This window comes from Corallococcus llansteffanensis, from assembly GCF_003612055.1.
In the GTDB taxonomy this organism is placed as follows: Bacteria; Myxococcota; Myxococcia; order Myxococcales; family Myxococcaceae; genus Corallococcus; species Corallococcus llansteffanensis.
The window spans coordinates 1-7,438 of the sequence record NZ_RAWB01000493.1 but is presented as its reverse complement, the minus strand read 5'-3'; the positions used below and the strand labels follow the sequence as shown (position 1 = coordinate 7,438).

9 protein-coding genes are annotated in these 7,438 nt (G+C 67.5%); 4 read left to right on the top strand and 5 right to left on the bottom strand.

The genetic code is table 11. The annotated features are described in order from the left end of the window. Positions 1-44 precede the first annotated feature (44 nt). Both D7V93_RS33020 and D7V93_RS33015 read left to right on the top strand, forming a co-directional pair. On the top strand, positions 45-821 hold the full coding sequence (locus D7V93_RS33020) for a zinc-dependent alcohol dehydrogenase family protein (protein WP_244237663.1): 777 nt from the start codon (positions 45-47) through the stop codon (positions 819-821). Between the two features lie 17 nt (positions 822-838). Further along, the gene (locus D7V93_RS33015; protein WP_120647168.1) at positions 839-1,837 is read left to right on the top strand and encodes a class I SAM-dependent methyltransferase; all 999 of its coding nucleotides are present in this window, start codon (positions 839-841) and stop codon (positions 1,835-1,837) included. Here the strand turns inward: D7V93_RS33015 and D7V93_RS33010 are convergent. The 5 genes from D7V93_RS33010 to D7V93_RS32990 all read right to left on the bottom strand — a co-directional run bounded on the left by D7V93_RS33010 (position 1,828) and on the right by D7V93_RS32990 (position 6,142). Next, on the bottom strand, positions 1,828-2,298 hold the full coding sequence (locus tag D7V93_RS33010) for a YdeI/OmpD-associated family protein (RefSeq protein ID WP_158623916.1): 471 nt from the start codon (positions 2,296-2,298) through the stop codon (positions 1,828-1,830). The genes D7V93_RS33015 and D7V93_RS33010 overlap by 10 nt on opposite strands. A gap of 48 nt (positions 2,299-2,346) precedes the next feature. Next, positions 2,347-3,021 (bottom strand): class I SAM-dependent methyltransferase, encoded by a 675-nt coding sequence (locus tag D7V93_RS33005; RefSeq protein ID WP_279636972.1) that lies wholly within the window; start codon positions 3,019-3,021, stop codon positions 2,347-2,349. 169 nt (positions 3,022-3,190) lie between these two features. Continuing rightward, entirely contained in the window at positions 3,191-4,321 is a 1,131-nt protein-coding gene (locus tag D7V93_RS33000; protein ID WP_120647165.1) for a sterol desaturase family protein, read from the bottom strand. 143 nt (positions 4,322-4,464) lie between these two features. Then, positions 4,465-5,055: a DUF642 domain-containing protein gene (locus tag D7V93_RS32995; RefSeq protein WP_147451466.1), complete on the bottom strand. Its 591-nt coding sequence runs from the start codon at positions 5,053-5,055 to the stop codon at positions 4,465-4,467. Positions 5,056-5,557: 502 nt separating this feature from the next. Then, entirely contained in the window at positions 5,558-6,142 is a 585-nt protein-coding gene (locus tag D7V93_RS32990; protein WP_120647163.1) for a DUF642 domain-containing protein, read from the bottom strand. Positions 6,143-6,391: 249 nt separating this feature from the next. Between D7V93_RS32990 and D7V93_RS32980 the strand changes: the two genes are divergently transcribed. Continuing rightward, positions 6,392-7,066 (top strand): tetratricopeptide repeat protein, encoded by a 675-nt coding sequence (locus D7V93_RS32980; protein ID WP_158623915.1) that lies wholly within the window; start codon positions 6,392-6,394, stop codon positions 7,064-7,066. A 119-nt stretch (positions 7,067-7,185) separates the two neighbouring features. After that, on the top strand, positions 7,186-7,395 hold the full coding sequence (locus D7V93_RS32975; RefSeq protein ID WP_120647160.1) for a hypothetical protein: 210 nt from the start codon (positions 7,186-7,188) through the stop codon (positions 7,393-7,395). Positions 7,396-7,438: the final 43 nt, after the last annotated feature.

The following is a 7,438-nucleotide window of genomic DNA, read 5'->3' as shown; positions in this document are numbered from 1 at the left end:
AAGGAGCCTTATCGTCGGCAGCGTCAGATGTGTATAGGAGACAGGTGGGGGACCGGGTCCTCTCCACGTTCTCTCCCGGTCGCCTGGATGGCCCGGGGCATGGCTCGGCGCGCGTCCCTCCGTACGTGATGCTGGGCGGGACGCACCCGGGAGTCCTCGCGGAGTTCGTCGCGTTCCCGGCGGACTGGTTCGTGAGGGCTCCGGTCACGCTCGATGCGGCTGAAGCCAGCACCTTGCCCTGCGCGGGGCTGACCGCGTGGACCGCGCTGGTGGAGTACGGCCCGGTCCGTCCGGGACAGACGGTGCTGGTGCAGGGCACGGGCGGCGTGGCGCTGTTCGGGTTGCAGCTCGCGCGGACCCAGGGCGCGGACGTCATCGTCATCTCGGGGAGCGACGACAAGCTGGCGCGGGCGAAGGCGCTGGGCGCGACGCACGTCATCCACCGGGAGCGTGAGGACTGGGTTGAGGCCGTCTACCGCCTCACCGCGGACCGGGGCGTGGATCACATCCTGGAGCTGGTGGGCGGCGCGCACCTGGGACGCTCCATCGAAGCGGTAGCGCTGCATGGACGCATCTCCGTGATTGGCGTGTTCGAGGGCTTCACGGTGACGGGGCCCTCCGCTCCGCTGCTGCTCAAGGAGCCGACGATCCGGGGCATCAACGTGGGCCACCGGCGCGGGCTGGAGGAGCTGGTGCGCGCGGTGGACCGGCTCGGGCTCAAGCCGGTCATCGACACGCGCTACCGCCTGGAGGACCTGCCCGCCGCGCTGGAGCATCTGGACCGGGGACCGTTCGGGAAGGTCGTGGTGGAGTCCCGCTGAGCGATAGGGTGGGGGGCATGTCGCGCCCCCCTGTCCCTCCTGAAAGCCCGCGTCGATTCCACGCCGAACCGCTGGTCCTCGTGCTGCGTCACCTGGAGGCGGCGCTGGCCTCGGGTGCCGTGTCCATCGAGGTGCCGGATCCGGACCTGGGACACGGGCACTATCCGGGAGAGCGCGTCGGGCCGGAGGGAGGGCTCGTCCATCGGCCGCTGCGAAGCTGGTGTGACCTGGCGGAGGGCCTGGCCTGTCGCCTGCGCACGCCTCGCGGGGTGGATGCCACGCACGTGCGGCTCACGTTCGAGCCGCTGGGCGCGGAGGCTCCGTGGCACGCGGGGAGTGGGGAAGGGGAGCGCTCGGAGTCGCCGCAGGAGCGCTATGGCGCGGCGTCCGCGTTCGCGCGGGTGCGGAAGTTCGAGGACGCGGGCTTCCTGTTGCCCTGGCTGGAAGCCGTGGAGCGGCTGCGTCTGCCTCCGGGTGCGCGGGTGCTGGACCTGGGCGTCAACCGGGGGGATGAGCTGGCCGCGTTCGAGTGGGTGGAGGGCGCGAAGGATGCCCGCTTCGTGGGCGTGGACCACAGCGCCAGCGCGCTCGCCGAGGCCCGGGTGGCGTTCCCGGATGCGCGCCATGCCTTCGTGCAGGCGGACCTGAACGCGCTTCCTGCGGGGCTCGGGCGCTTCGACGCGGTGGTGTCCGTGGGCACGTTGCAGAGCCCTGGCGTGGATGACCGGGCGTTGCTGCGCAAGCTCGTGCAGGAGCACCTGGAGCCGCGGGCAGCATTGGTGCTGGGCTTCCCCAACTCACGCTTCCGCGACGGCGAGGTCGTCTACGGCGCGCGCGTGCGCAACCTGCGCGAGCCGGACCTGTCGCTGCTGGTGAAGGACCTGTCCTTCTACCGGCGCTACCTGCACCAGCACGGCTTCCGCACGTTCCTCGGGGGGAAGTACGACCTGCTGCTCACGGCGGTGCGTGGGCAGCCGTCGGACGGAAGCGACGAGGACGGTCCGCCTCAGGATTGAGCCGCGCGGGCGCGCAGCTTCTCCAGCGTCTGGGCCAGCCGGCGCTCGCGCGTCTCCGGCCGCTTCGCCTCGGTGATGGACTGCACGAATTCCTTGCGGTGCGTGAACGCGAGCTTCGTGAACACGTCCCGCAGCGCGGGCTCGGCGTCGAGCGCGCGCTGCAGGTCCTCCGGCACCTCGATCTCGCGGGGCGCCGTGTCGCGCTCCAGGACGATCTTCAGCGCCATGCCTTCCTCGATGCCGGCGGCATCACGCACCTCGCGCGTGAAGCCCAGGTACGTCTTGCCCCCGTACACCATCAGCCGGCTCCGGAAGGGCTGCCCGTTGACGGTGCCGATCACGGGGGGCCGGGCCTCGCCGTAGACGTCCTTGCTGTCGAAGGGACAGCGCACGAAGCGGCCACCGGCGTCGTTGGCCACTTCGAGCTTCGCGGTGAAGGTCTGCTTCTTTTCCTGCGCCATGGCTCGCACCATAGCGCGGAGCCGCGCTGTCCCGTCGTGCCTGGCTCCTCAGCCCGGCTTGACGAACTTCAGCGCGAACCGGTCGCTCGTGCCCCGGCGTTCACCCGCGGCGCCCGGGCTGGAGTTCCAGTCCCGCGTGTCCTGCGGGTTGCGCCAGACGTTGCTCTCTTCCTGGAGCTTGAAGCCCGCGGCCTCCACCTCGTCGCGCACCAGCTTCTCGTCGATGCGGTGCAGGGTCTCCGTGTCCGCGATGCCCGTGCCCGGCTTCGCGCTCGAGTCCAGGACGAGGTAGACGCCGCCGGGCTTGAGCGCCTGGAACACCGCCGCGTTCATCTTGGCCCGGTCCACGTTCAGCCACGTCGTGTCGTGGTAGATGATGTTGCTCACCACCACGTCCAGGTTGTTCACCTCGGGCGGGAACGGCGAGTCCAGCTCGCGGTCCACGCGCACCACGCCCTGGTTCACCGGGCGCGCCAGCCGCTCCTGCCAGCGCTTCTCCGCGAAGCGCTCCAGCACGACCTTCGGGTTCTCGCCGTACACCTTCCCGGTGGGCCCCACCGCGCGCACCAGGAACTCCGTGGTGTAGCCGGTCCCCGCCATCAGCTCCGCCACCTTCATGCCGGGCCGCACACCGGCGAACTCCAGCAGCGCGGCAGGATGCCGGCCCGCGTCCAGTGCGCGGTCCGCCTCCGTGCGATCCGGAGCCTCCACCAGGGCCTGCATCGACACGGGAGCCCCCTGGCTTTGAGACGTAGGGGACGACGAGGGAGCGGGCGTCGAGTGGGAACAACCCGCGAGGACGAGGAACGAAGCAGCCGTCAGTGCGTAGCGCATGCGCGATCTATACGTCGGGGCCCCCGGCTTGCCTCGCAAAATGGGCGAAGGGTGTCCGCTACCCGTAGGGCGTCTTCTCGTGCCGCTTGAACGGGTACGCGAGCTGCCCCAGGTAGGTCTCCGGCGGCTGGAACTGCGTGGTCCCGTAGCGGGACGGCCAGTGTGAAGGCTGGTGGGCGGTGCCGAAGATGACATCGATGAACGACAGGAAGACGGCGAAGTTCTTGTCGATGCCCTCCTCGTCCGACGTGTGGTGCCAGTGGTGGAACTCCGGCGTCGCGAACACCCAGCGCAGGTAGGGCCAGCGGTGGTTCACGTTCGCGTGGATGTACACGGCGTGGAAGGACACGAAGACGAGGTAGCCGTAGATGGCGGACGGGTGGAAGCCCAGCAGGAACACCGGCACGAAGCCCGCGAAGCGGTTGACGAGCACGTCCACCAGGTGCGAGCGCGAGCTGGCCAGCCAGTCCATCTGCAGCGGCGAGTGGTGGATGGCGTGGAAGTTCCACATCCACGGCACCGTGTGGAATGCCCGGTGCACCCAGTAGCTGACGAGGTCGATCACCAGGAGGATTTCGAAGAACTGGAGCCACACGGGCTGCGCGGCCACGTGCTGCTGGAAGTCCATGCGCACCGCCCAGGACAGGAAGACCTGCACCGGGATGAGCACCGCGAAGGAGATGAGCTGCACGCCCACGTGGCTGACGAAGAAGTGCTTCAGGTCCGTCTGCCAGCCCGTGCGGAAGATGCGCTGCTCGTGCAGGCCCCACAGCCGCTCCATGGGGATGAACACCAGCCCCAGCACCAGCAGGTCCAACGCGAAGAAGTCCAGGCCGGCGCTCATCGCGCGAGGCGTTTGCGTGAGGGGCTCCGCCTCACCGCCGCCCAGCAGCATGGCAACCATCGCGAGCACCATGGCGATGACCCCGTGCGCCTTGGAGCGCAGGGTCAACACGCTGAAGGTGCCCAGGAGGAAGGTGACGACGATGGACACCTGGAGGATGCCGCGGAAGACGCCCAGGTGCTCCGCGTAGAAGGCGCGCCCGTCGTTGGACACCAGCACGTGGGGGAACAGGAAGCAGAACTCGGCGAACACGCACAGCACGCCCAGCAGACCGCCGGTGACGCCGGCGCGCTTGCCCAGGTCGATGCGCAGGGCGGGGGCCAAAGGGAATTCCAAGGGAGCCATCCAGGAGGAGAGAAGCAGCGAAACAATCCTACGCCACTTCCCGACGTGGCCTCTGGGGCCGAGGGATGCTGTGGCGTCAAACGAAGACGGGCCGCCGCCCCGGTGGAAGGGACGACGGCCCGACGCTCAGTGCACCGTGAGGGTCACGGTCCGTAGACGGTCAGGTTGTCGATGGCGGCCACACATCCGCCGCCGCTCGAGGTGCTGGTGAGCTTGATCAGCGTCGCGGTGGTGGTGGCTTTGAAGCTGTAGGTCCGGGAGTTCCACGACGAGCCCATGCTGGAGGCGCTGGCCGTGCTCGTGTCGTACAAGACGTTGATTGAACGGGAGAGGCCGACGCACCCCGGGCCGTGGGAGAAGGAGAACGACAGCGAGTAGAACGTGCCCACCACGGTGGGGACATACTGGACGATGGAGCCCGCCCCATCTTCCCCGTTGAGGTCGATGGTCTGCAGCCCATGGACCGGCGTCGTGTAGGGGCTCTTCATCACCTTGATGCCGGCGCCGCCGATAATCCAGGGCGGCAGCGCCGTGCTCCCTGCTTCCAGGACCACGAGGTTGGAGTTGCCGATGGAGTTGGTTTCGAAGCTGCCGTTCGACGCGACGTTGAGGCCCTGCTCGACGGAGGCCACGTCGGGATCGTGGATCACGGCGTCCGTGCCCCCGCAGCCCCCCAGCGCGAAGAAGCCCAGACCCAGCACGGCGCCGCGACGCAGCAATTGCATGCGATTCATAGGGTGTATCCCCCGGATGCGTGTGATTGACGCGCCAGGACAGTCGGGTTCCCCGACACCTGCCCGCGCAGTCAAAGGCAGGCGGAAAACAGGATACATGGATTCACACAGAGTGTGTGAGACTTCACGATCGCTGGTTGCTGGCCTGGCGGCCCTGCGTGCGGGTCAGGGGACCTGACAGCCCCCGGTGGCAGGGGGGCTGATGACGGCGCTGCCTGCCAGGGAACAGGCCTGGAGGCTCCGCAGGTGGATGGAGCCCACGGCGCCTCCGCCTCCACCGCCTTCCGGAGCGGACGCCACGACGCGTCCTCGCACGAGCGTTGAGGGCGGAAGGGGGCGGGGGACTGATCCAAGGCCCGCCCGATCTGGATCGTCGGGCGCGGACCGTCTACCCCTTGGGTCCTGCAGCGGACGTCGCACCCGGAGCGCTCCAGGGGCTACAACGAAGCGGGCCGTCGTCCTGTGTGAAGGACGACGGTCCGATTGTCCCTGCGTCCAGGGCTCAGGGGCCGTTGACGGTCAGGTTGTCGATGGCGAGCCCACATCCGACGCCGCCCGAGGTGCTGGTGAGCTTGATCAGCGTCGAGGTGGTGGTGGCGTTGAAGGTGTAGGTGCGCAGGCTCCACGTCGCGGAGGCGTTGGAGGTGCTGGCCGTGCGCGTGTCGTAGGCGATGTCCATCGAGCGGGAGACGGTGGTGCACCCCGGGCTGTTGGAGACGTAGAACGCCAGTGTGTAGCCCCCGCCCACCACGGTGGGGACGTACTGGGTGATGGAGCCCGCGCCGGAGCCGTTGAGGTCGATGGACTGCACCCCCCCGGCCGGCAGCTTGTAGGAGTTCTTCATCACCTTGATGCTGCCGGTGATGGTCCAGGGCGGCAGCGCGGTGCTGCCTGCGTTGAGCTGGACATAGTTGAAGTTGCCGATGGCGTTGGCCTCGAAGCCGCCGTTCGTCGCGACGTTGATGCCCTGCTCGACGGAGGCCACGTCGGGATCCTGGATCACGGCGTCCGGGCCCCCACAGCCCGCCAGCGCGAAGAAGCCCAGGCCCAGCACGGTGCCGCGACGCAGCAATTGCATGCGATTCATAGGATGTATTCCCCCTGATGTGTGATTGACGCGCCAGGACAGTCGGGGTCCCCGACACCTGCCCGCGCCGTCAAAGGCAGGCGGAAAGCATGATACATGAATTCACAGTAAGTGTGAGAAACTTCACATCCACTGCTTGCTGGCCCGGTTGCCCTGCGTGCGGGTCAGGGCGACTGACAGCCCCCGGTGGCCGGGGGGCTGATGACGGAGTTGGCATCCAGGGAACAAGTCTGGAGGCTCCGTAGGTGGATGAAGCCCACGGCGCCACCGCCACCGCCACCGCCAGCAAGGGAGGAGGCCGTCACCGTTCCGGCCTCTGAAAGCGAAGCAGTGCAGGCCATCCAAGTCAATGCCACCCATCTCACCAAGGAGGGAAAAACCAGCGCCGCGCTTGAACTCGCCAAGGACTGCGCGAAAAGGTACCCCAAGAACCCGAGCTGCCACCTCATGCTGGGCGTCCTCTACGCCAGGATCAACTCCTTCCAACTCAGCGAGATGCACTACGAAACGTTCCTGGTCCTTGCCCCACCGGATCATCCCAGACGAGCACGCGTCTTAGAGCTTCTCAACATAGCGGCCGCCGGTTCTGCCTCCTCTGACACCGCGCCCCAGGCCCCCAGCGTTTCGAATCCGGCAGAGGAAGAAACCCCACGGCTCAAGACCGTCCAGGACTTCAAGTCCCTCGTCAACCAGAAGAGCTGGGAAGGGGATCTCAAGGGAGCGCTCAAGACGGCCAACACCTGCGCGGAGCAATATCCTTCCAACCCGGAATGCCAACTCATGCTGGGCGTCGTCAATGCCAAGCTCGGCCGGGTCGGAGAGAGCAGAGCGCATTACGAGAAGTTCCTGGAGCTGGCTCCCGAACGGCACATCCACCGTTCACGCGTCGTCCAGATTCTCGGCTCAAAGAGTACGGCTCCATAAAACTCCGACCCGACGGGAATCACTCCTCTGTCTTTCCTTGACCTGATGGAAAGACAAGCCAGACAGGCTCATACTGGAGCCGCGCTCAACCCGGGGCGCACTTCCAAAGGATGCCCAAGATGAAGAGGAAGCTGATCACCGCGACCGTGTTCCTGTTTGGTCTGGCACTGGGAGGGGCGTCCGCGAGCGCCTCCAGCCCCACGATGGATGCGCCCGTGCCCGCCATCACGCAGGAGATGGCGCGCTGCGTGTACGCGTGTGAGCAGGGTGGCCAGAGCCACACCTACTGTTGGAACTGCTGCGTGCGGAACATCTGCATCGAGCTCTGATGCCCGCTCGCTGAGCCCGAATCCCAGACACCCCGCCCCGTCC

Bases quoted from the DNA above. Each gene is read 5' to 3' on its own strand.
- D7V93_RS33015 (WP_120647168.1), top strand. From the start codon at position 839: ATGTCGCGCCCCCCTGTCCCTCCTGAAAGCCCGCGTCGATTCCACGCC.
- D7V93_RS33010 (WP_158623916.1), bottom strand. From the start codon at position 2,298: ATGGCGCAGGAAAAGAAGCAGACCTTCACCGCGAAGCTCGAAGTGGCC.
- D7V93_RS33005 (WP_279636972.1), bottom strand. From the start codon at position 3,021: ATGCAGGCCCTGGTGGAGGCTCCGGATCGCACGGAGGCGGACCGCGCA.
- D7V93_RS33000 (WP_120647165.1), bottom strand. From the start codon at position 4,321: ATGGCTCCCTTGGAATTCCCTTTGGCCCCCGCCCTGCGCATCGACCTG.
- D7V93_RS32995 (WP_147451466.1), bottom strand. From the start codon at position 5,055: ATGAATCGCATGCAATTGCTGCGTCGCGGCGCCGTGCTGGGTCTGGGC.
- D7V93_RS32990 (WP_120647163.1), bottom strand. From the start codon at position 6,142: ATGAATCGCATGCAATTGCTGCGTCGCGGCACCGTGCTGGGCCTGGGC.
- D7V93_RS32980 (WP_158623915.1), top strand. From the start codon at position 6,392: ATGAAGCCCACGGCGCCACCGCCACCGCCACCGCCAGCAAGGGAGGAG.
- D7V93_RS32975 (WP_120647160.1), top strand. From the start codon at position 7,186: ATGAAGAGGAAGCTGATCACCGCGACCGTGTTCCTGTTTGGTCTGGCA.